Source organism: Ancylobacter sp. (assembly GCF_965249975.1).
In the GTDB taxonomy this organism is placed as follows: Bacteria; Pseudomonadota; Alphaproteobacteria; order Rhizobiales; family Xanthobacteraceae; genus Ancylobacter.
On sequence record NZ_CBDFNE010000004.1, the window covers coordinates 108536 to 129127 of the forward strand.

Genomic DNA, 20592 nt, shown 5'->3' on the forward strand with positions numbered 1-20592 from the left:
TAGAAAACCGCGCCGGCTGTCAAGAAAATGCAAGGTTTCAGCGTTGTTTCGGCTATCTCAGGTCGTGCGAGGCGCTAACGGGTGCGCATGATTGCATCCACAGGGCGGGGCGACTACGACATAATGAACTGCAAGAGTGTCCGGGTGCCGTCGGTCCCGAAGACACAGGTGCGGGGTGAGGCGGCAGCGACATGCCTTTTTCGACATGGCGGCGATGACGTCGGATTCTTCAGCGCAGGCGGTGACGCTACCGCCCGATCCCACCGCCGTGCCGGCGAACGCTCCCCCTGCCGCGCCGCTATGGAAGGGCGCCTCGTACCGACTTCTGCTGGTGTTCGTGCTCGTGCTGGCCGTCGTTCTGCCGGCCTCGGTGGCGCTGATCGCCATCAAGCTGCATGCCGCGCATGAGGAAGAGGTCGCCATCGCCGCCTCGCGCAAGCTGGCCTTCGCGCTGACCTCTCATCTGGAGCGCACGGTCGAATCGATCGAAGCCTTCCTCGACGGCTTCGCCAACCTGCCGGAAGACGCGTCGCCGCAGGAAATCTACTCCCGCCTGCTCACCGCCCGCCTGCCCGCCTCGGTCATTCAGGTGACCTATGTCGATCCCACCGGGGCCGTCGTCGCCAGCAATCTGCTGCCGCCGGGCAATGGCGTGACGCTGGCCGACCGCGAACATATTCGCGTACATATGAATGATGATCCGACCGATACCGGCATCTTCATCAGCAAGCCGGTGAAGGGGCGGATCAGCGGGGCCTGGTCGCTTCAGTTCACCCGCGCGGTGCGCGCCGATGACGGCAAGCTGCGCGGTATCATCGCCGCCTCCTACCAGATCTCCGACTTCATCGAGTTCTATGAAAAACTGCTGCCGAAGGGCGAGGGACTCATTGCTCTCGTCGGCTTTGACGGGGTGGTGCGGGCCATCGTGCCGGCGAACCGGCAGATCGACGGGTTGCAGGCCGCGACCATCCTCCCGGAGGCGGCGATCACCGCCGGCACGGCCAACGGCCCCGAAGGCGGCCTCGCCTGGGACGATGCGGGGCGCGTCGGCTATTCCATGCATTCCGACCGTTTCCCCTTCTTCGTGTCGGTGGCGGTGGATCGCGCGGAGATCAATTCCGACAATCACAATTTTCACGTCGCGATCTGGGGCATTGCCGGCGGCCTCAGCCTGACGCTCGTCGCCCTCATTCTTTTCGGCGCGCGGCATGCGCGGCTGGAGCGGATCTATCGCGAGCGGGAACTGACGGCACAGGCACAGGAGCGCGAGGCGCAGGTGCTGCAGGCGATCAGCCGCGTGCCGGGCATCCATGTGCTGCATGTCGAGAACGGGCGGGCGGTGCGCATCGGCGAGGCGGCGGACGGCCTGCTGCCCCGGCTGATCGCCGAGCGGGTGGAAACGCCGGAATTCCTCGCCCGCCTCCAGGAAGATGCCGCGCCTTCGGTGGCGATGGAGCATTTCTCCGGCGATGGCGAGGAGTTCGAGGTGGGCATGGTCATTACCCGGCTGCGCCCCAACGGGCCGGGCCGCACGGATGCTGCCAACGCGCCCGCCGTGGTGTTTGCGCTCGACGAGACCGCCAAGCGCCTGAAGGAGAACAAGCTCTACCAGATGTCGAAAATGGCGGCGCTGGGCGAATTGGTGACCGGCCTCGCCCATGAGATCAACCAGCCGCTCGGCGTCATCCGGCTGGCGGCCAGCAATGCCCAGATGGGCCTGCGCAAGGGGCTGCCGGCCGAGCACACCAGCGAGAAGCTGGCGCGCATCGTCCGCCAGGTCGAGCGCATGAAGGCGATCATCGACCATATGCGCATCTTCGGGCGCAAGGACGCGCTCACCATCGATCCCTCCTCGGCGGAAACGGCGGTGGAGGGAACGTTGCAGGTGCTCGGCACGGAAATCCGCCTCGACGGCATCGAACTGACGGCCACGGGCAGCGCCGGCTCGGCGCGCGTGCCCTGCCGGCAGGAGCAGCTGGAACAGGTGCTGATCAACCTGGTGCTGAACGCGCGTGACGCCATCCGCGCCCGCCGCCAGCACGAGCCGGACTTTGCCGGCCGCATCGCCATCGCCATCGGCCGCCGCGTGGCGGAAGGGCAGGGCTTTGTCGTCGTCACCGTGCGCGACAATGGCGGCGGCATCCCGCCGGCGGCGATAGGCAAGATTTTCCAGCCCTTCTTCACCACCAAGCCTTCCGGGCAGGGCACGGGCCTCGGCCTCTCCGTCAGCTTCGGCATCATCCGCGACTATGGCGGCACGCTCACCGTCGCCAATGTCGAGGGCGGCGCACTGTTCACCATCGCCCTGCCGGAAGTGCCGGCGGCACCTGCGGATGACGCCGCCATTTCGGGCAACCGGAGCGAGCCTGAAGCAAGCTCCGCAGGCTAGCAAAAAGAGCCCGTCCTGATCGATCGGACCGGCGAACCGCCCCCGACCGGAGATCGGCATGAGCCCCGCCTCGCTTTATTCCCTCAAGCGCCGCTCCTCGGCGCGCGCCTTCGACGCTGCCCTGCTGGACGACCTGCCCGCAGCCATCCTCATGTGCGACCCCCATACGGGCGGGATCGACTACGCCAATGCGCGCTCGAAGGCGCTGTACGAGACGATCCGGCACGCGCTGCCCAAGGCGCCGCCGGAGATCGTGGGGGCCTCGCTCAGCCTGTTCACCCTCGATCTCGCCTCGGCCGGCGACCGCCCGGCGCGCGGCGACCTTCAGCCCTTCTCGCGGGATGTGCGCCTTGGCGACGAGGTGCTGCGCTTCGCCCTCTCGCCCCTGCGTAATGCTCGTGGCGAGTGCCAGCATGTGCAGGTGATGTGGAGCGTGGAGACGGCGGCGCTGATCGCCGAAGCCAAGATCCGGCGGCTGATGCAGATGGTCGATCAGATGCCGATCAATGTGATGACCTGCTCGCTCGACGGCTTCATCATCGACTACGCCAACCGCACCAGCCTCGACACCCTCCAGCGCATCGAGCAGCATCTGCCGATCAAGGCGTCCGAGTTGATCGGTTCCTCCATCGACGTGTTTCACAAGAAGCCGGAAATGCAGCGCCACATGCTGGCGGACGCCTCGCGTCTGCCGCACACGGCGCGGATCAAGGTCGGGCCGGAGACGCTCAACCTCTCCGTGTCCGCGCTGATGACGCCCGATGGCCATTATGACGGGCCGATGCTGACCTGGGCGCTGGTGACGGACACGGTCAAGGTCGCCGCCAGCGTCACCTCGGTCATCGAGGAGATGAACCAGTCCTCCACCGCCATGGAGGCCGCCAGCACCGATCTCGACCATCTCAGCCGCCAGAGCGAGGAGATGACGGCGTCCGTCGCCGCCTCGGCGGTGGAGATGTCGGTGTCCTTCGGCGAAGTCAGCAAGCAGATTCACAACGCCACCGCCATGACCGCGCAGGCGGCCGAGCGTACCACCTCTGCCGACGGGCTTGTCGGCGGGCTGGTGGAGAGCATCGAACGCATCGGCAATATTTCGGCGATGATCGAGCGCATCGCCTCGCAGACCAATCTCCTCGCCCTCAACGCCGCCATCGAGGCCGCCCGCGTCGGCGAAGCCGGCAAGGGCTTCGCGGTGGTCGCCTCCGAGGTGAAGGAACTGGCGCTGCAGACCGCCAACGCCACCAAGGAGATCAGCACCCAGGTCGGTGCGGTGCAGCAGGCCAGCAGCGACGCGGCGCGCGCGGTGAGCGAGATCACCCACAGCGTCGGCACGCTGCGCGACGTGTTCTCGACCCTCTCCGCCGCGGTGGAGGAACAGAGCGTCACCAATGCCTCGGTGACGCAGAGCATCAATGGCGTCTCGCGCATCTCCGGCCAGATCCGGGGCACGGCGGGGCAGATCGAACAGGTTTCCGATGCCGTCTCCGCGCTTGGCGGGCGGCTGCGCGACGAAGTGAAGGTGCTGACCGCCTGAGCGACGAGCGGGCCGGGCACCCGCGAGACATCCCGTTCCTGCACAACCTCCCAAGGGCCGGCTTCCGCCGGCCCCTTTTTTTGCGTTCTCTCGCCACTTGGGTGCCGCAGGATCGGCCGCTTCCGTCTCCTGACGCGGAACCTTTTCGCAGCATTTGGCGTTTTGTGCTCGATCCGACACATGAGAGCACCCATGTCCGATTGCTATTGGGACGCTGATCTGGAACGCCCGCTCCGCACGCGCGAGGGCCGTCGCCTGCGCACGCTGCGCGACGCTTACGAGTTTGTCGGCAACCGCAGCGCCTGCCCCGGCCATCCCCTGGTCAAGACCACGCTCGGCGCGCTCGCCGCCGCGGCGCAAAGCGGGGCGCCGCTCGACCTGCGCCGGGCGGTTGAACGCACGGTGCGCCTCATGCGCGCCAACCACTGGGGCTGGGGCTGACGCTCCATTTTTGTGACCTTGCCGGATGTGCCACGCGCCGCCCTGCGGCGCGAATGTCCGACTTTTCCCTCCTTCTGGTGACCCCATCATGCGCAAGATACTGCCCGGTTCTGCCTTTCCGCTCGGCGTGACGGTCGACGGGAGAGGAACGAATTTTGCGCTCTTCTCGGACAATGCCGTCGGGGTGACGCTGTGCCTGTTCGACCGCTATGGCCAGACCGAGCTGGAGCGCATCGACCTGCATGAATGCACCAATGGTGTCTGGCATTGCTATCTGCCGGGCGTCGGCCGCGGCCAGGTCTATGGCTGGCGCGTCCACGGCCCCTGGGCGCCGGAGGCCGGGCACCGCTTCAACCCCAACAAGCTGCTGCTCGACCCCTATGCCCGCATGCTGGTGGGCGACATCAAATGGCATGACGCGCTCTATGGCTACACGATCGGCGCCGGCGACGATGCCGACCTGATCATGGACGCGCGCGACAGCGCCCCCTTCATGCCGAAGGCGCGTGTTGTCGCCGGCACGCCGATGGCGGCGACGCAGCACCCGCGCATCTCATGGGCCAAGACGGTGATCTATGAGGGCCATGTGCGCGGGCTGACCATGCGCCACCCGCTGGTGCCGGAATCCATTCGCGGCACCTTCACCGCGCTCGGCCAGCCCGAATTCATCGACTACATCGCCAAGCTCGGCGTCACCGCGCTGGAACTGCTGCCCGTCCATGCCTTCACCCAGGACCGGCATCTGCTCGACCGAGGCCTCGCCAATTACTGGGGCTACAACACGCTGAACTTCTTCGCCCCGGAGCCACGCTATCTCGGCGAGGACGGGCTCGACGCCATTGGCGAGGCGGTGGACCGACTGCATCAGGCGGGCATCGAGATCATTCTCGACGTGGTCTACAACCACACCTGCGAGGGCAATCATCTCGGCCCGACGCTGTCCTTCAAGGGCATCGACAATGCGTCCTATTATCGGCTGCTGCCGGGCAATGGCCGCTATTATGACGACCTCACCGGCTGCGGGAACTCGGTGAACACCGACCATCCGCGCGTGCTGCAGATGGTGATGGACAGCTTGCGCATGTGGGCTTCGGTCTACGGCATTGACGGCTTCCGCTTTGATCTCGCCACCACGCTGGGCCGCCGGCCGGAAGGCTTCGATTCCGGCCACGCCTTCTTCAACGCCATTCTCCAGGACCCCACCCTTGGCGGGCTCAAGCTGATCGCCGAGCCGTGGGATGTCGGCCCCGGCGGCTACCAGCTCGGCGCCTTCCCGCCCGGCTTCTCCGAGTGGAACGGCGACTACCGCGACAAGGTGCGCGAGTTCTGGTGCGGCTCGGAAGGGCTGCTGCCGAGCTTCGCCACCCGCTTCGCCGCCTCGCAGGACATCTTCTCGGAAGGGCGGCGCCGGCCGTGGTCGAGCCTCAATTTCATCACCGCCCATGACGGTTTCACCCTGCACGACCTCGTCACCTATAACGACAAGCACAACGAGGCCAATGGCGAGGATGGCCGCGACGGCCATGACGACAACAAGAGCTGGAACTGCGGCGTCGAAGGCGAGACCGACGACCCCGCGATCAACGCTCTGCGCCGCCGGCAGAAGCGCAATTTGATCGCCACTTTGTTCCTCAGCCAGGGCGTGCCCATGTTGCTGGCCGGCGACGAGCGTTCGAACTCGCAGGGCGGCAACAACAACGCCTATTGCCAGGACAATGAGATCGGCTGGGTCGACTGGTCGAATGACGACCCGGAGCTGCCGGAATTCGTCGCCCGCCTCGCCGAGATCCGCAAGACGCATTCCTGCCTGTCGCGGCCGGAATTCCTCACCGGCTCGCGCAATGAGATGGGCCAGCCCGATGTCGCCTGGTTCAACAATGGCGGCACGCGGATGACCGAGGAGAACTGGGCCGATCCGCATTCCAAATGCATCACCCTGCGGCTCGCGCCGGTTCTCCCCGAGGAGCCCTCGCTGGTGATCATGCTCAACGCCTCGCATGTCGATGTCGATTTTGTCGCTCCGCCGGTGCAGTCCGGCCATTGGGAAGCGATCCTCGCCACGGGCGACGATCTCGAGGGCGCGAGCGTCGACGGCGGCGGCACCTTCGGCGTGCCGGCCCGTACTCTCATCGTGTGGGAATGGCGGGCATGACCGGCACTTTCGGCCCGCTGATCGAGGGCGCCACCACACGCTTCCGCCTGTTCGCCCCTGAGGCCGACACCGTCAGCCTTGAGATCGACGGCGCGGGACCGGTGGCGATGGAGAAAGGCGCGGACGGCTTCTTCACCACCGCTGTCGATGGGCTCGCGGCTGGCACGCGCTACCGCTTCCGCCTCGGAGAGGGGCAGGCGGGCCTCGCCGTGCCCGATCCCGCCTCGCGCGGGCAGGCGGAGGATGCCGACGGCTGGAGCCTCGTCCCCGCGCCGGTTCCTTCACGCGCGCCCGCTCCGTCGCGGCCCTGGCACGAGGCCATCATCGCCGAGGTGCATGTCGGCACCGCCACGCCGGAGGGCACGTTTCGCGCGCTGATCGACCGGCTGGACCATTACCGCGACGCCGGCTTCACGGTCATCGAGCTGCTGCCGGTCGCCGATTTCGCCGGGCGCCGCAACTGGGGCTATGACGGCGTGCTGCTCTACGCGCCCGACACCGCCTATGGTTCGCCCGAGGACCTGCGGGCACTGATCGACGCCGCGCATGAGCGCGGCCTCGGCATGATGCTCGACGTCGTCTACAACCATTTTGGCCCGAGCGGGAATTACCTTCCGCTCTACGCCAAATCCTTCTTCCGCGAGGATATCGACACCCCCTGGGGCCCGGCGATCGACCTCGAAAACCCCATCGTCCGCGCCTTCTTCAGCGAGAACGCCGCCTATTGGCTCGCCGAATTCGGCTTTGACGGTCTGCGCCTCGACGCGGTGCATGCGCTGGCGACCACGGGCGCCGAGACCTTCCTGCGCGAAATTGCGGCGGCCTGCCGGGCGGTGAAGCCGGATGCCTGGCTGGTGCTGGAAAACCACGACAACATCGCCGGCTGGATGACGCGCGACGATCATCTCTACGACGCGCAATGGAATGACGACTGGCACCATGCCTTCCATGTGTTGGCGAGCGGCGAGCGCACGGGCTATTACGCGCCCTATGCGCGCGACCCCGTCGCCGCCGCCGGCCGGGCGCTCAGCGAGGGTTTCGTCTTCCAGGGCGAGCCCTATCCCGGCGAGGGCGGGCATCCGCGCGGCACGGTGAGCACGGAGCTCGCCCCCGACGCCTTCGTCGCCTTCGCCCAGAACCACGACCATATCGGCAACCGACCGCTCGGCGACCGGCTGGCCGCGAGCCTGGCGCCGGAGCGGCTGGCTTTTCTGCGCTTCGTGCTGATGCTCTCGCCCGCGATTCCGCTGCTTTTCCAGGGCGAGGAGGCGCTGCTGTCGCAGCCCTTCCCGTTCTTCTGCGATTTCGAGGGCGATCTCGCTGAGGCGGTGCGCAACGGCCGGCGCAGCGAGTTCGCCGATTTCTTCGACGCCCATGGCGAGAGCTTCCCCGACCCGCTGAGCGAAGCGACCTTCATCTCCGCCAAGCTGAAGGCGGAGGATTTCCGCACTCCGCAGGCGCGGGCGGAGCTCGATGCCTTCCACCGTCTGGCCGAGCAGCGCCGCCGGCTGGTCTGGCCGCTCACCGCCAGCCTCTATCGCGGCGGCGATCTGGTTCGGACCGGGGAGGCGCTGCGCGTCGCCTGGCACTATGGCGCCGGCACGCTGGTGATGGTGCTGAATGGCGGCCGGCAGTCGGCGACGCTCGACCCGATGACCGGCATTGCCGGCATGCCGGCCGGGGCCAGCACCGGCGGGGTGATCCATGAAGCCGAGGGCAAGCTCACCCTCGGCCCCTTCGCCGCCGCCGTCTGGAGCCTCGCGCCCGCATGAACCCGCCGCTTCGCGCCACGTACCGCCTGCAGTTCCATCGCGGTTTCACCTTTGCCGATGCCGAGGGGCTGGTGCCCTATCTCGCCGAGCTCGGCATCAGCCATCTCTACGCGTCGCCCATCACCATGGCGGTGCCCAGTTCGACCCATGGCTATGACGTCGCCGACCCGACCCGCATCAACCCGGAGCTGGGCGGGGAGGAAGGGTTCGCGCGCCTCGCCGCCGCGCTGGCCGCGCAGGGTATGGGTGTGCTGCTCGACATCGTGCCCAACCACATGGCGGCGTCCAGCCACAACCCGTTCTGGAACGACATGCTGGAAGGCGGGCCGGGTTCGCCTGCCGCCCGCGTGTTCGATGTGAAATGGGAGAGCGGCCGGCTGCTGCTGCCGCTGCTTGGCGATCCGCTCAAAGCGACATTGGAGGCGGGCAGCCTGTCGCTGGAGGCCGATTACGCGCTCGGGCGGATCAATGTCGCCTATGCCGACCACCGCTTCCCGCTGCGCGCGGCGAGCGTGGCCGCGCTGCTGCGTGCGGCGGGACTTGAGGCCGCCGCGTCCGTGTTCGAGCGGGTCGAAGCCTCGCCCAGCGATGCCGGTCTCGGCGCGGCGCGGGTGGTGTTCACCGGCCTTGGCGAAAGCGGGCGGGAGGCGCTCGACGCGGTGCTGGCGCAGGCGGACCTCGCCGCCCTGCTGGAGGCCCAGCACTGGCGCCTCGCCTGGTGGCGGACGGCGGCGCATGATCTCAATTACCGCCGCTTCTTCAACATTACCGACCTTGCCGGCGTCCGCGTGGAGGATCCCGAGGTGTTCGACCTCGTCCACCGCCTGCCGCTCGACCTGATCCGCCGCGGCCTCGTTCACGGCCTGCGCATCGACCATATCGACGGGCTGGTGGACCCCGCCTTCTATTGTGACAGGCTGCGGGCCGCGGTGGATGCGGGCGTGCCGCTCCTTGTCGAGAAGATATTGGAGCCGGGCGAGGTGCTGCGCCCGTGGCCGATCGAGGGCACCACCGGCTATGAGCGGCTGAACGACATCAACGCGCTCTGCGTCGACCCCGAGGGCTATCGCCGCTTCGAGGAGGCGCTGCGGACCCGCCATCTGCTCATCGGCGCGCTCCCCGAGCGGCTCGCTTCGGCGAAGCGGCAGGTGCTGGAAGCGAGCCTGAAGGCCGAGGTCGACATTCTGGCGACACTGGCCCGCGAGGGGCTGGACGAGGCGATGCAGGCCGGCGACCTCACCGACACCGCGATCCGGGACGCCGTGGTGGCGCTGCTCGCCCATTGCCCGGTCTACCGCTCCTATGCGACGCCCCAAGGCCATGAGCCCGAGGATGTGGCGATCTGGGAAGAGATCCGCGCCCGCATCGAGGCCAATGAGAACCCGCTCACCACGGCCGCCGCTACGCTGCTGTTGCAGCGGGTGGAGCGTCCCGAGCGACCGAGCGACCACGAGTTCCGCTCGCGCTTCCAGCAGCTCAGCGGCCCGGCCATGGCCAAGGGGTTCGAGGACACGGAGCTGTACCGTTACCCCGTGCTGCTCTGCGCCAATGAGGTGGGCGGCAGCCTCGACCATCCCTCCCGCACGGCGGAGGAGATGCACGCGCTGAACGCGGCGCGGGCGCAGGCAGGCCTCAGCGATCTCATCCCGCTCGCCACCCACGACACCAAGCGCGGCCCCGGCCCGCGCGCGCGGCTCGCCGCGCTCAGCCACCGTCCCGAGCACTGGCTCGCCTTCACCGAGGAGACGCGGGAGCTTGTCGCGCCGCTGCTGCGCGAGGAGGCGGGCATGGCGATGCCCGACCCGCTCGATGCGCATATGATCGTGCAAACGCTGGTCTCGGCTTGGCCGATCAGCGCCGAGCGCATGGCGGGCTACATCACCAAGGCGCTGCGCGAGGCCAAGCGCCACAGCAATTGGGAAACGCCGAACGCGCCTTATGAGGACGCCTGCCTCGCCTTCGCCGCCGGGCTGATCGAGGCGCCGGAGGCGGCCAGGTTCCGTGCCCGGATGGAGGCGCTGGTGGCGGACATCGCGCCGGCCGGGCGGCTGGTCGGCCTCACCCAGCTCATCCTCCAGCACACGCTGCCGGGCACGCCGGACCTCTATCAGGGCACGGAATTCCGCGATTTCTCGCTGGTCGACCCGGATAATCGCCGCCCGGTCGACTGGGCGGCGCGGCAGGCGGCGCTGCGCGGCGAGGACCCTGCGGAGGCCGGCGATGCCGAGTATTTTCGGCTGACGCGGGCGCTGCTCGCCCTTCGCCGCCGCAATGGCGCACTGACGGGCGGGGACTACCGCCCGCTCGACATGGAGCCCGACCGCGTCGGCTGGTTCGGCTTCGAGCGCTGGCGCGGCGAGGAGGCGGTGCGCGTCGTCGTGCCGACCCGCCTTCTGGCCGATGCGGGTGAGGTGAGGGTGCCGGCCGAACTCCGCGCGCCCGGCTGGCGGGTGCTCGACGCGCTGGGGCCGGATGCACCGTTCCTGCTAGCGGAACGCGGGTCGGCGGGCTGAGCGAGGTTCAGCCGACCTTGCTCCTGATGAAACCGGCGACGCCGACCAGGCTGCGCAGCGCGATCCAGCCGATGATGAGATTGCCGGCGACGAACAGCGCCAGCGCCATCTGCGTCACCGGCGCGCCGGCGCCCTGTTCCACCAGCTTCAGCGCGGCGAGCGGCAGGCTCGCCACCCCGAAGGTGTAGCCCCAGGCGCCGGGGCCGAAGGGCTGCTGGCGCAGCCACGGCACGAGGCGCGCCATCACCAGCGCGAGAAAACAGCCATAGCCGAACAGGGCGAGCGCCGCCCGGTCCGCCGGGCCGGGCGCCAGCGAGAGATAGGCGACGCAGGCCACCGCCGGCGGTGCCAGCTCCATGCCGAGGCTCGCGCGGGCGGTGGCGGGCAGCCCGTGCTGGAACAGCCGGGTGAGGAAGACCGATTCCATGGAGAGCCACGAGAACAACCCCATGCCGAAGAACATCCAGCCCAGCGCCGGCTGGCCGAAAGTGGCACAGGCGATGCCGGCGACCAGCCCGCCGCCGACGGTGGGGAGATAGAGGATCGGCGTCACTTCCTGCGGCGCCCGCCCGCCCTGCCACAGCCCGCCGACGCTCCAGGCGGCATAGAGCGCGACCCCGGCCGCCCCGACGATGAACAGGCCCCAGCCGAGCAGCGGCACATGCGGGCCGATGGCGATGGCGGCGATGAGGGTGGAGACCGGCGCCAGCGCGGCGATCAGCCCCTGCGCGGGGTGGCGTATCTCCTCGCGCGCGGCGCCGGGGTGGAACCGCCATTTCAGCGCGTAGAGCACGCTCCACAGCGCCCAGAGGGCGAAGGCGGTGACCGCCAGCGCTTCGCCGATCAGCACCGGCGCGCCCCACAGCCGGCTCGCCACCCGCCAGCCATTGGCGAGGCCGCCAATCCCGAGCACGGTGCCGAAGAAGATGGGGCGCATATGGAGGAGGAGGGAGGTCACGAGTGGGCACCTGTCGCTTGAGGCGCGACACTTACCCCCTCGACCTGCGGAAAGCACCCTCCGCGCGCGCCTATTGGAACTTCGCCCGCAGCCGGTCGGTGAGGAATTCCATCGCCAGCACGATGACGAAGATGGCGAGGATGATGGCCGAGGCGTTGCGGTACTGGAACAGGTCGAACGCCACTTTCAATTCCTGCCCGATCCCGCCGGCGCCGACGAGGCCGAGCACCACCGAGGCCCGCACCGCCTTTTCCAGCGCGAACAGCGAGGAGTTGATCAGCGTCGGCATCACGTCGGGCAGGATCGCCCCCAACAGCACGGAGACGCGATTGGCGCCGATGGCGTGCAGCGCCTCCTGCGGCTTCTTGTCGGCCTCCTCCATCGCCTCGGCGAAGAAGCGGCCGCAAAAGCCGATCGTGTCGACGACGATGGTCATCGTCCCCGCCACGGCGCCGAGGCCCAGCGTCGAGACGAACAGCAGCGCCCAGACGAGATCGGGCACGGTGCGGAACAGCGAGATCAGCGCGCGCGGGAAATGCCGCAGCGCGCCGAGCGGGGAGATGCCGCGCGCGGCCAGCCAACCCATGGGCAGGCTGATGAGCACGCCGAACACGGTGCCGACCAGAGCGATCTGCAGCGTCTCCAGAATGCGCCAGCCCATGCGCTGGAGAAAGCCGGGGTCGGTGTTGGGCGGCAGCATGCGGCCGACCAGCTCGGCCATGCGCGGCAGGCCGTTGGCGAGCTTTTCCGGCGAGGGAGCGACCTGCCCCATGGAGGCGAGGAAGAGGGCCGCGACGACCACGATGAGGGTGAAGGTCAGCGGCGACATCGACGGAAGCCGCGAGGGCGGCAGGGCGCGCTGGGCGGTGGCGGCGTCAGCCATGGAACACGCCCTCCATGTCGCGCGCGGTGACCCGCGCGGTGGGCCGGTCGAAATGCACCCGGCCATCCTTCAGGGCGACGATGCGGTCGGAATAGTCGAGCGCGTGCTGCATGTCGTGCGTGGTGTAGACGAGGGTGATGCCGTGATCGCGGGCGAGATCGGAGAAGATGCGCATGATGTCGCGCCCCACCGCCGGGTCGAGGCTGGCGGCGGGCTCGTCGGCGATCAACAGGCGCGGCCGGCGGATCAGCGCGCGGGCGATGGCGACGCGCTGCGCCTGTCCACCGGACAATTGGTCGGCGCGGGCGCCGGCCTTGTCGGCGAGGCGCACCTCGGCCAGCACCGCCATCGCCTCCTCGCGCCAGTGCTGCGGGGCGAGCGCGTGGTGGAAGGCGCGCCAGCTGCCGGGCAGGCCGAGCTTGCCCTGGATCACGTTGGTGAGCACGCTCTGCCGCCCGACCAGCCCGTGATTCTGGAACACGAAGCCGATCTGCCGGCGCAGGCGGGCGAGCTGCGCGCCGCTCGGCGCGACGAGGAAGCGCTCGCCCAGCGTGGTGATTTCGCCCAGCGTCGTCGGCAAAAGGCCGATCAGGCATTTGAGCAGGGTCGACTTGCCCGCGCCATTGGAGCCGATGAGCGCCACGCGCTGGTCGGCGCGGATGTCGAGATCGACGCCGGCGAACACGCGCTGCCCGTTGGGATAGGTCTTGGCCAGGCCGCGCGCGCCGATGATCTGCGGGGCGAGCACCGGCGCCGGCGCCTTCACCAGCGGGCCGAGCGGCGGATTGCCGGTGTCGGCCGGGCTGAGGCCGGCGAGATGCGGCACGGGAACGTGCCCGGTCGGAACGCGCTCCATGGCGGCCTCCATCGCGGAAACAGAGAAGCGCCGGACGGGGCAGGGCCCGTCCGGCACCGGGAAAGCGGATCAGTTGATGAAGCTGCCGAAGCTCTCGATACCGATGGTGCGGTACATCGAGCGGACATAGTCGTAATCGCTGTCCTTCACGTCGGTGATGAAGACGCCGCCCTTGAACTTCTGATTGTCCTCGCCCTTGAGTACGGCGTTCATCAGCTCGTTGCCGTGCTTGAGGAAGGCTTCGCGCACCTTCACGAACACCTCCTCGGGAATGTCCTTGCGGGCGACGAGGATGTCGTTCGGCAGGTCGCGGCCACGGGCGACGACGGCGAAGGCGGCATTGGGGAACGCCTTGCGGATGGCATTGAGATGGCCATAGTTCAGGCCGATGGCGGCGATGTCGCCGCGGAGCAGCGCTTCCGCCGCGACGTTGCGGGAGATGATGACGCCCTCATAATCCTTGCCATACATGATGCCGAAATCGGCCAGCACCTGCGCCGGGCCGAGGTGCTGCGAGGTGGAGCCGACCGAGCCGAAGGAGACCTTCTTGCCCTTTAGGTCGTCGATGGAGCGGATCGGCCCGTTGGCCAGCACGGCGATCTGCGCGAAATAATCCGGGCGCTGCCAGGCGACGACGATGCGCGGGTCGCTGAGCTGCTTCATGACGACATATTCGGCCGGGCCGGTGAGCACCAATTCGACATGGCCGGAATTCATCGCCTCAACGGCGGCGGTGCGCGAGCTGACCGGGATCAGCTCGATGTCGAGCCCGGTGAGCTTCGACAGCTCCTTCTGGAAGCCGCCGAACTCCTGCTGCAGCGCTTCCAGCCCCTCAATGTCGGTAACGGCGAAACGCACGGGTTCGGCGCTTGCGGCGAAGGCGGTCACCACGGTGATGGCGAGAGCGGAAACAAGCCTGCGAAACATTTTGTGCCCCTTGCTGTATAGACAGGAACTGTGGACTGCGATTATCTGTATAGACAGCGTATGACGCATACGTGACAGTGACCCAAGGGGATGGCGAGGCGGCCATGAGTGTGCGGCGATGAGTGTGCGTATCGAGAACGGTCTGGCCTTGGTGGACGGCCGGTGGAGCGACGAGCCGCTGCGGCTGCGCGGGGCGCTTCTGACCGATGACGCCGCCAGCGGAGTGCCCACGCGGGTGATCGACGCGTCGGGCCTCCTGGTGCTGCCGGGCATCGTCGACATTCACGGCGATGCCTTCGAGCGCCACATCATGCCGCGCCCGGGCGTGCGCTTCGACACCACGCTCGCCTTGCGCGACACCGACCGGCAGCTGGTGGCCAACGGCATCACCACCGCCTTTCACGGCGTCACCATCTCCTGGGAGCCGGGCCTGCGCTCGGTGGAAGCGGCGCGCGCCTTCATCACCACGCTGATGGACATTCGCCGCGGCCTCGCCTGCGACACCCGCCTGCATCTGCGCTGGGAGACCTTCGCGCTGGAAGCCATGGAAGAGGTGCGCGGCTGGCTGGCGCTCGACCCCGCGCCTATCCTCGCCTTCAACGACCACACGACCGGCTCGGTGCTCAAGGGCACCATCGCCCGCAAGATCGGCCAGATGGCGGAGCGCTCCGGCCTCAGCCAGGAGGATTACCGCGCGCTGCTGGACCGCGTGTGGGGCGTGCGCGAGGCCGTGCCCGCCGCCATTGAGAGCCTCGCCGCCAGCGCGCGGGCGAACGGCAATGTGCTGCTCGCCCATGACGAGAATTCGCCGGAGGAGCGCGCGCGTTTCCGCGTGCTGGGCGCGGTGGCCTCGGAATTCCCGATGAACCCGGAAACCGCGCAGGCCGCCCGCGACGCCGGCGAGGATGTGATCCTCGGCGCGCCCAATGTGGTGCGCGGCGGCAGCCATAATGGCGCGCTGAGCGCGGGGGAGGCGGTGGCCGCCGGGCGCTGCACCGTGCTGACCAGCGATTATCATTACCCCTCGCCGCTCTATGCCGCCTTCACCCTGGCGGCGGGCGACCGCGACGCGCTGGCGCGGCACTGGCCGCTCATCTCCGCCAATCCCGCCCGCGTCGCCCGTCTGGACGATCGCGGCCGGCTGGCACCGGGGCAGCGGGCGGATCTTCTGCTGGTCGACGCCTCGGACATGGCGCACCCGGAAGTGGTGGCGACGCTGGTCGAAGGGCGTATCGTCTATGCGCGCCGGGCGATGGAGCATCGGCCGGTCGCGGGCGTGGCGCAGGCGGCGGAGTGAGGGCGTGAACCGGAGCGTGAAGGCACAGGCCGGGGGGGCGAGCGATGTGTCCGGCTTTGACGGGCTGGTGTTCCGCCCGCGCCGCGACACCCCGATCTGGCAGCAGATTTACGACTACATCCTCTCGCTGATCGAGAGCGGCTATTTGCGGCCGGGCAGCCAGCTGCCGGGCGAGGTGCATCTGGCGGAAAAGCTCGGCGTCACCCGCATCACGCTGCGCCGGGCGCTGCAGCAATTGCAGCAGGAAGGCCACCTCACCGCGCGCAAGGGGGTGGGGGCGTTCGTGCGCAGCCTGCCCTCGGCGCTGGTGGTGCGCGACGGCAGCCGCTTCGCCGAAAGCCTGCGCGCCGACGGCAAGGTGGTCACCACCACCACGACGCTCCTGGAAGAGGAATTCGCGGACGCGGCTGCCGCCGAGCAGCTGCATCTGCCGCCCGGCGCGCCGGTGGTGCGGCTGCGCCGCGTGCGTTCAGCCGATGGACAGCCGATCTATATCAGCACCAAGGTGTTTCCCGCCGCCTTGCTGCCGGACTTCGCCACCGTCTATTCCCGCCGCCAGTCGGTGACGGATGTGTTCATCGCCCATGGCATCCAGAAATATCGCCGCGCCGAGACCCGCATCAGCGGCGGCTTCGCCACGGCGGAGGAGGCGAGCCTTTTGGCGCTGACGCCGGGCACGCCGGTGTTTCGCACCAGCTCCATCAATACCGACGCGTCCGGCAACCGCATCGAATGGGCGCGCGGCTGCTGGCTGCTCACCTCGGTCGATTTCGTGTTCTGAGGGGCGTTACGCTCGCCAGCCCCGGCTTTTCGCCACCGCCTCGGCGAACCGGGCGTGGTCCTGCGGGCTCACCGAACCGTCCGGGGCGAAATGGCGATCGGCGCCGCGCGCGGCACTGACATCGACGCCGCACAGCGCGGCGAGGCCGAGCGCGGTCATTTCATGCTGCGCCGGCACCTTCACCGCCCGCCCGCTGGCGGCGGCGAGGAAGCGGGCGAAATAGCTGCTCTGCGATAGGCCGCCATCGATGGAAATCACGGTGATCGGGGCGCCGGCAGCCTCCGCCGCTTCGATCAGCCCGACGGTGAGCAGAGCGATGCCTTCCAGCGCCGCCCGCACCATGTCGCGCCGCTCGGTCGCCGCCTCCATGCCGATGAACAGCGGCGCCGCCTTGCGGTCCCAATAGGGCGCGGCGAGGCCGGACAGCGCCGGCACGAACACCAGCCCGCGGCTGAGGGCGGAGGGGCCGGTGAAGCCGTCGAGCTCGGCCGTGTCGCTGTAGAGACCGAGCCGGCGCAGCCATTCCAGTGCCGCGCCGGCGTCATAGACCCCGCCCTCAATGGCGAAGACCGGCGCCTCGCCGGAGCGCTGCCAGCCGATGGTCGGCAGCAGCCCCTCCGGCGCGGGCCGCTCCCCGCCGGCGATGGCGAGCAGGAAGGCGCCGGTGCCGAAGGTGATCTTGGCATCCCCCGGCGCCCTGCAGCCATGGCCATAGAGCGCCGCCTGCTGGTCGACGATGGACACGCGCAGCGGCACGCCGTCGACCGTTCCGAAACCGGCATCGACGGCACGGATCGGGGGGAGGAACTCGCGCGGCACGCCGTGGAGATCGCACAATTCCGCGCTCCAGCGCCCGGTGGAAAGGTCGAGCAGGCCGGTGCGCGAGGCGGTGGCAAGGTCGGTGGCGAAGGTGCCGGTGAGCCGGTCGAGGAAATAGGCGTCGGTGGTGCCGAGCCGCAGCCGCCCGGTCGCCCGCGCGGTGGCGACGGCGGGCACGTTCTCCATCAGCCAGCCGAGCTTGGAGGCGGAGAAATACGGGTCGAGCGGCAGGCCGCTGATCGCCTTGGCGCGCGCCGCCTGTTTCGCCGGGCGGGCGGCCAGGCTGTCGGCCGTGCGCGCATCCTGCCAGACGATGACGGGGGAGAGCGCGTCCCCGCTCACCGCGTCCCAGGCGAGGCAGCTCTCGCCCTGGTTGGCGAGGGCGATGGCGTCCACCGCGCCGGCGGCGGCAATGAGGGCGCGGATATTGCGCAGGAGTTCGGCCGGGTCGTGCTCCACCCAGCCCGGCGCGGGGTGGCGCTGGGCATGGGTCAGGCTGCCGGCCACCCGCGCTGTCCCATCCGCCTCGACGACGAGGCAGCGTGTGGAGGTGGTGCCCTGATCGATGGCGGCGACACGCATCAGGCGGCCTCCTCGAAGCGGAGATGCACGGCGTCGGCGGTGAGCGCGTCACGCGGGATTGGCACCAGGATGCGCCGCTCGGGCATCCAGGCCCCACGCGCCGACCACGTCTCGCGCCCGTCAATGAGCAGCGCCAGCCGCCCGCGCGCCCGGCGCAGAAAGCGCAGCTGGAAATCGGGGAAGGCGGGCGTCGCGCGCGCCCCGCGCCGGATCAGGCCGGGAACCACCAGCTTGATCGGCGGGTCGAAGGTGACGGGAATGAGGTCGCCCGGCGCGCTGCCGCGCGCCCGATCTTCCGCCAGATCCTCGGCCATGGCGCGGCCGACGGCACGACCCTCGCGGAACGACCAGCCGCCGGTCTCGACCGCCCGCAACAGATTGCCGGCGGCGAAGACATGGGGGTCGGCGGTGCGGCCGAACGGGTCGATGGCCGGGCCGGAGCTGCCGGCGTCGACGCCAATCGTGGACTGCCGCAGCAGCGCCGATTCCGGGGTGAAGCGGCCGGTGAACAGCACGCCGTCGCAGGCGAAAACGCGCGCCGTGCCGTCGGCGAGGCGCACCGTCGCCTCTTCCACCCGCGTCGTCCCGCGGATATCGACGAGTTCCGCCCCGGCATGGAAGGGCATGCCCATCAGCCGGGGAAAGGCCATCAGCGGCGCCGGGGCGAGCGGGTGCGGGCCGGGCTCGATCATCGCCACCGGACGCGCGCCATGGCTCTTGCAGGTCAGCACGGCCGACAGGCTGACCAGTTCCGAGCCGACAATGAGCGGACGGCGGAACGGCATCAGCCCGTGAAAGGCGACATAGGCCTGCAGCGCGCCGGTCGTCACCACGCCCACCGGCCGGTCGCCGGAGATGAGGCGGGCGGAACGCGGCGTCTCGCGCGTGCCGGTGGCGATGAGCAGTCGCTTTGCCGCGAGCGTCTCGACCCCGCGCGGCGAGGTGACCTGAAGCTGTCCGCCCGGCTCGATCCGCACTACGGAATGGCCGGTGCGCAGCTCGACCCCGGCGCGGGCGATCTCCGTCTCCAGCCGCCTTCCATAGGCGGCCCCGAGATAGACCCGGCCGAATTCGCGCATGCCGAAGGGCGAATGGCTGCAATGGCGGGTGGCGCCGCCGAGATGCGGCTCGCGTTCCAGCAGGACGACGCGGGCGACGCCCTGGCGGCGCAGCTCCAGCGCCGCCGCGACCCCGGCCGGACCGCCGCCGACGATGAGGACATCCGCTTCGCTCATGATGCGTCGCCCCCCACGGCCAGCGGTTCGGCCAGATGGCCGCGCGTCATCTCGGCGAGGCGGGCATTGCAGTAGAAGCCCTGGCAGCGGCCCATGCCGGCGCGGGTGCGCCGCCGCAGCCCGCCGAAATCGCCCGGCGGCACATCGGAGGCGAGCGCTGCCTCGATCTCGCGCTTGGTCACCAACTCGCAATGGCAGACGATCTCGCCATGCTCCGGCTGCTGCCAGTCGCGCGGCAGCGTCTCGGTGAGGTTGGGCAGGTGCACCGGCGGCGCGCTTTCCACCGGCGCGAGGCCGAGGCCGAAACCCTCGATCAGCCGCAGCGCGTGCTGCGCCAGGCCGAGCGCGGCGCTGAGCCCGGTGGAGCGGATGCCGCCGAGGGTGACGGCGCGGCTCTCCGGCCGGCAGAAGACGCGATAGGCCTTGCTCTCGCTCGCCGGGCGCAGGCCGGCATAGACGGCGGTGACCGGGATGCCCGCCAGCGCCGGCACGATCTCCGCCCCGCGCGCCAGCAGCGCTTTGAGTGTGTCCTTCTCCACCGTGGCGCGGACGCGGTCGTCCTGTTCCTCGGCGGTGGGGCCGACCAGCACATTGCCGAAGGCGGTGGGGCAGACGACGACGCCCTTGGTGATCTCGGTCGGCACCGGCAGCACGATGCGCGGCACATGCGCGGCGGCCGCCTTGTCAAGCACCACGAACTGGCCCTTGCGCGGGCGGATCTCGAATTCCGGTTCGAGGCCGAGGCGGGCATCGACGATGTCGCCATAGAGCCCGGCGGTGTTGACCACGGCGCGGGCGCGCAACGCGCCGGCGGTGGTGGAAAGCCGCCACTCCCCGTCATAGCGGCCCTCGGTCAGCTCGGCATTGCGCAGGAAGAGCGCGCCGAGCTTTACGCCTTGGGAGAGATAGGCGAGCGGCGCGGTCCAGGGGTCGATGATGTGCTCGTCCGCCACTTCCAGCGCCGCGACCAGCCGCTGCGACAGGCCGGGCATGGTGGCGCGGGCCTGGCTGCCGGAAAGTAGCTCCAGCGCCGCGATGCCATTGGCCCGGCCCTGCGCGGCGATGGCCTCCAGCTTTTCCGCCTCAACGTCGTTCCAGGCGCAGACCAGCGCGCCGGTCTTCACCACGGAGAGGCCGAGCGAACCGGCGATGGCGAGATATTCCGCGCGTCCCGCCTTGATCAGCTCCAGCTCCAGGCTGCCGGGCGGGGCGTCGAAGCCGATATGGAGAATGGCGCTGTTGGCCTTGGAAGCGCCGGAAAGGATGTCGCTGCCCTTCTCGATCAGCACCACCTTGGCGCCGGCGAGCGCAAGACGGCGCACCACCGCGCAGCCGACCACGCCGGCACCGATGACGGCGACGTCGAAGATCTCGCGGGGGGGTGAGAGGGTGGGGGCGGTTGCGGGGAGCATGCGGCTCCTTTCCTGGTCGGCACGGCCGCAGCGGGGCGGTC

Annotated in this window: 15 protein-coding genes; 8 read left to right on the forward strand and 7 right to left on the reverse strand. The window is 69.3% G+C overall.

Annotated elements, in window-relative coordinates:
* Positions 1-214 precede the first annotated feature (214 nt).
* From ACP2AH_RS05175 to treY, 6 genes are all read left to right on the forward strand, one after another.
* A complete protein-coding gene (locus tag ACP2AH_RS05175; RefSeq protein WP_425104831.1) occupies positions 215-2389 on the forward strand; it encodes an ATP-binding protein in 2175 nt (724 codons plus the stop codon).
* 58 nt (positions 2390-2447) lie between these two features.
* Positions 2448-3923: a methyl-accepting chemotaxis protein gene (locus ACP2AH_RS05180; RefSeq protein ID WP_425104832.1), complete on the forward strand. Its 1476-nt coding sequence runs from the start codon at positions 2448-2450 to the stop codon at positions 3921-3923.
* Between the two features lie 192 nt (positions 3924-4115).
* Entirely contained in the window at positions 4116-4364 is a 249-nt protein-coding gene (locus tag ACP2AH_RS05185) for a hypothetical protein (protein ID WP_425104833.1), read from the forward strand.
* An 88-nt stretch (positions 4365-4452) separates the two neighbouring features.
* On the forward strand, positions 4453-6516 hold the full coding sequence (gene glgX / locus ACP2AH_RS05190) for a glycogen debranching protein GlgX (RefSeq protein ID WP_425104834.1): 2064 nt from the start codon (positions 4453-4455) through the stop codon (positions 6514-6516).
* Complete coding sequence (gene treZ, locus ACP2AH_RS05195; protein ID WP_425104835.1) at positions 6513-8288, forward strand: malto-oligosyltrehalose trehalohydrolase; 1776 nt, start codon at positions 6513-6515, stop codon at positions 8286-8288. The genes glgX and treZ overlap by 4 nt, the downstream gene beginning before the upstream one ends.
* The gene (gene treY, locus ACP2AH_RS05200) at positions 8285-10801 is read left to right on the forward strand and encodes a malto-oligosyltrehalose synthase (protein ID WP_425104836.1); all 2517 of its coding nucleotides are present in this window, start codon (positions 8285-8287) and stop codon (positions 10799-10801) included. Before treZ ends, treY begins: the two co-directional genes overlap by 4 nt.
* Before the next feature lie 7 nt (positions 10802-10808).
* On the opposite strand, the gene ACP2AH_RS05205 is transcribed toward treY, so the two are convergent.
* From ACP2AH_RS05205 to ACP2AH_RS05220, 4 genes are all read right to left on the reverse strand, one after another.
* Positions 10809-11759, reverse strand: coding sequence for a dicarboxylate transporter/tellurite-resistance protein TehA (locus ACP2AH_RS05205; RefSeq protein ID WP_425104837.1), 951 nt, complete (start codon positions 11757-11759; stop codon positions 10809-10811).
* Between the two features lie 70 nt (positions 11760-11829).
* A complete protein-coding gene (gene phnE, locus ACP2AH_RS05210; protein ID WP_425104838.1) occupies positions 11830-12642 on the reverse strand; it encodes a phosphonate ABC transporter, permease protein PhnE in 813 nt (270 codons plus the stop codon).
* On the reverse strand, positions 12635-13498 hold the full coding sequence (locus ACP2AH_RS05215; protein WP_425104839.1) for a phosphonate ABC transporter ATP-binding protein: 864 nt from the start codon (positions 13496-13498) through the stop codon (positions 12635-12637). Before ACP2AH_RS05215 ends, phnE begins: the two co-directional genes overlap by 8 nt.
* Before the next feature lie 69 nt (positions 13499-13567).
* The gene (locus ACP2AH_RS05220; protein ID WP_425104840.1) at positions 13568-14425 is read right to left on the reverse strand and encodes a PhnD/SsuA/transferrin family substrate-binding protein; all 858 of its coding nucleotides are present in this window, start codon (positions 14423-14425) and stop codon (positions 13568-13570) included.
* Positions 14426-14543: 118 nt separating this feature from the next.
* On the opposite strand from ACP2AH_RS05220, the gene ACP2AH_RS05225 reads away from it, so the two are divergent.
* Complete coding sequence (locus ACP2AH_RS05225; protein ID WP_425104841.1) at positions 14544-15722, forward strand: alpha-D-ribose 1-methylphosphonate 5-triphosphate diphosphatase; 1179 nt, start codon at positions 14544-14546, stop codon at positions 15720-15722.
* A gap of 4 nt (positions 15723-15726) precedes the next feature.
* Positions 15727-16503, forward strand: coding sequence for a phosphonate metabolism transcriptional regulator PhnF (gene phnF, locus ACP2AH_RS05230; protein WP_425104842.1), 777 nt, complete (start codon positions 15727-15729; stop codon positions 16501-16503).
* A 6-nt stretch (positions 16504-16509) separates the two neighbouring features.
* On the opposite strand, the gene ACP2AH_RS05235 is transcribed toward phnF, so the two are convergent.
* Genes ACP2AH_RS05235 through ACP2AH_RS05245 form a run of 3 tightly spaced genes read right to left on the reverse strand, consistent with a single transcriptional unit; the run spans position 16510 to position 20551 of the window.
* The gene (locus ACP2AH_RS05235) at positions 16510-17904 is read right to left on the reverse strand and encodes an FGGY family carbohydrate kinase (RefSeq protein ID WP_425104843.1); all 1395 of its coding nucleotides are present in this window, start codon (positions 17902-17904) and stop codon (positions 16510-16512) included.
* Entirely contained in the window at positions 17904-19139 is a 1236-nt protein-coding gene (locus ACP2AH_RS05240; protein WP_425104844.1) for an NAD(P)/FAD-dependent oxidoreductase, read from the reverse strand. The genes ACP2AH_RS05235 and ACP2AH_RS05240 overlap by 1 nt, the downstream gene beginning before the upstream one ends.
* Complete coding sequence (locus ACP2AH_RS05245; protein ID WP_425104845.1) at positions 19136-20551, reverse strand: NAD(P)/FAD-dependent oxidoreductase; 1416 nt, start codon at positions 20549-20551, stop codon at positions 19136-19138. The genes ACP2AH_RS05240 and ACP2AH_RS05245 overlap by 4 nt, the downstream gene beginning before the upstream one ends.
* Positions 20552-20592: the final 41 nt, after the last annotated feature.

Excerpts from the sequence above, each read along its gene's own strand:
- ACP2AH_RS05175 (WP_425104831.1), top strand. The coding sequence starts at position 215 with ATGACGTCGGATTCTTCAGCGCAGGCGGTGACGCTACCGCCCGATCCC.
- ACP2AH_RS05180 (WP_425104832.1), top strand. The coding sequence starts at position 2,448 with ATGAGCCCCGCCTCGCTTTATTCCCTCAAGCGCCGCTCCTCGGCGCGC.
- ACP2AH_RS05185 (WP_425104833.1), top strand. The coding sequence starts at position 4,116 with ATGTCCGATTGCTATTGGGACGCTGATCTGGAACGCCCGCTCCGCACG.
- glgX (WP_425104834.1), top strand. The coding sequence starts at position 4,453 with ATGCGCAAGATACTGCCCGGTTCTGCCTTTCCGCTCGGCGTGACGGTC.
- treZ (WP_425104835.1), top strand. The coding sequence starts at position 6,513 with ATGACCGGCACTTTCGGCCCGCTGATCGAGGGCGCCACCACACGCTTC.
- treY (WP_425104836.1), top strand. The coding sequence starts at position 8,285 with ATGAACCCGCCGCTTCGCGCCACGTACCGCCTGCAGTTCCATCGCGGT.
- phnE (WP_425104838.1), bottom strand. The coding sequence starts at position 12,642 with ATGGCTGACGCCGCCACCGCCCAGCGCGCCCTGCCGCCCTCGCGGCTT.
- ACP2AH_RS05215 (WP_425104839.1), bottom strand. The coding sequence starts at position 13,498 with ATGGAGCGCGTTCCGACCGGGCACGTTCCCGTGCCGCATCTCGCCGGC.
- ACP2AH_RS05220 (WP_425104840.1), bottom strand. The coding sequence starts at position 14,425 with ATGTTTCGCAGGCTTGTTTCCGCTCTCGCCATCACCGTGGTGACCGCC.
- ACP2AH_RS05225 (WP_425104841.1), top strand. The coding sequence starts at position 14,544 with ATGAGTGTGCGTATCGAGAACGGTCTGGCCTTGGTGGACGGCCGGTGG.
- ACP2AH_RS05235 (WP_425104843.1), bottom strand. The coding sequence starts at position 17,904 with ATGCGTGTCGCCGCCATCGATCAGGGCACCACCTCCACACGCTGCCTC.
- ACP2AH_RS05240 (WP_425104844.1), bottom strand. The coding sequence starts at position 19,139 with ATGAGCGAAGCGGATGTCCTCATCGTCGGCGGCGGTCCGGCCGGGGTC.
- ACP2AH_RS05245 (WP_425104845.1), bottom strand. The coding sequence starts at position 20,551 with ATGCTCCCCGCAACCGCCCCCACCCTCTCACCCCCCCGCGAGATCTTC.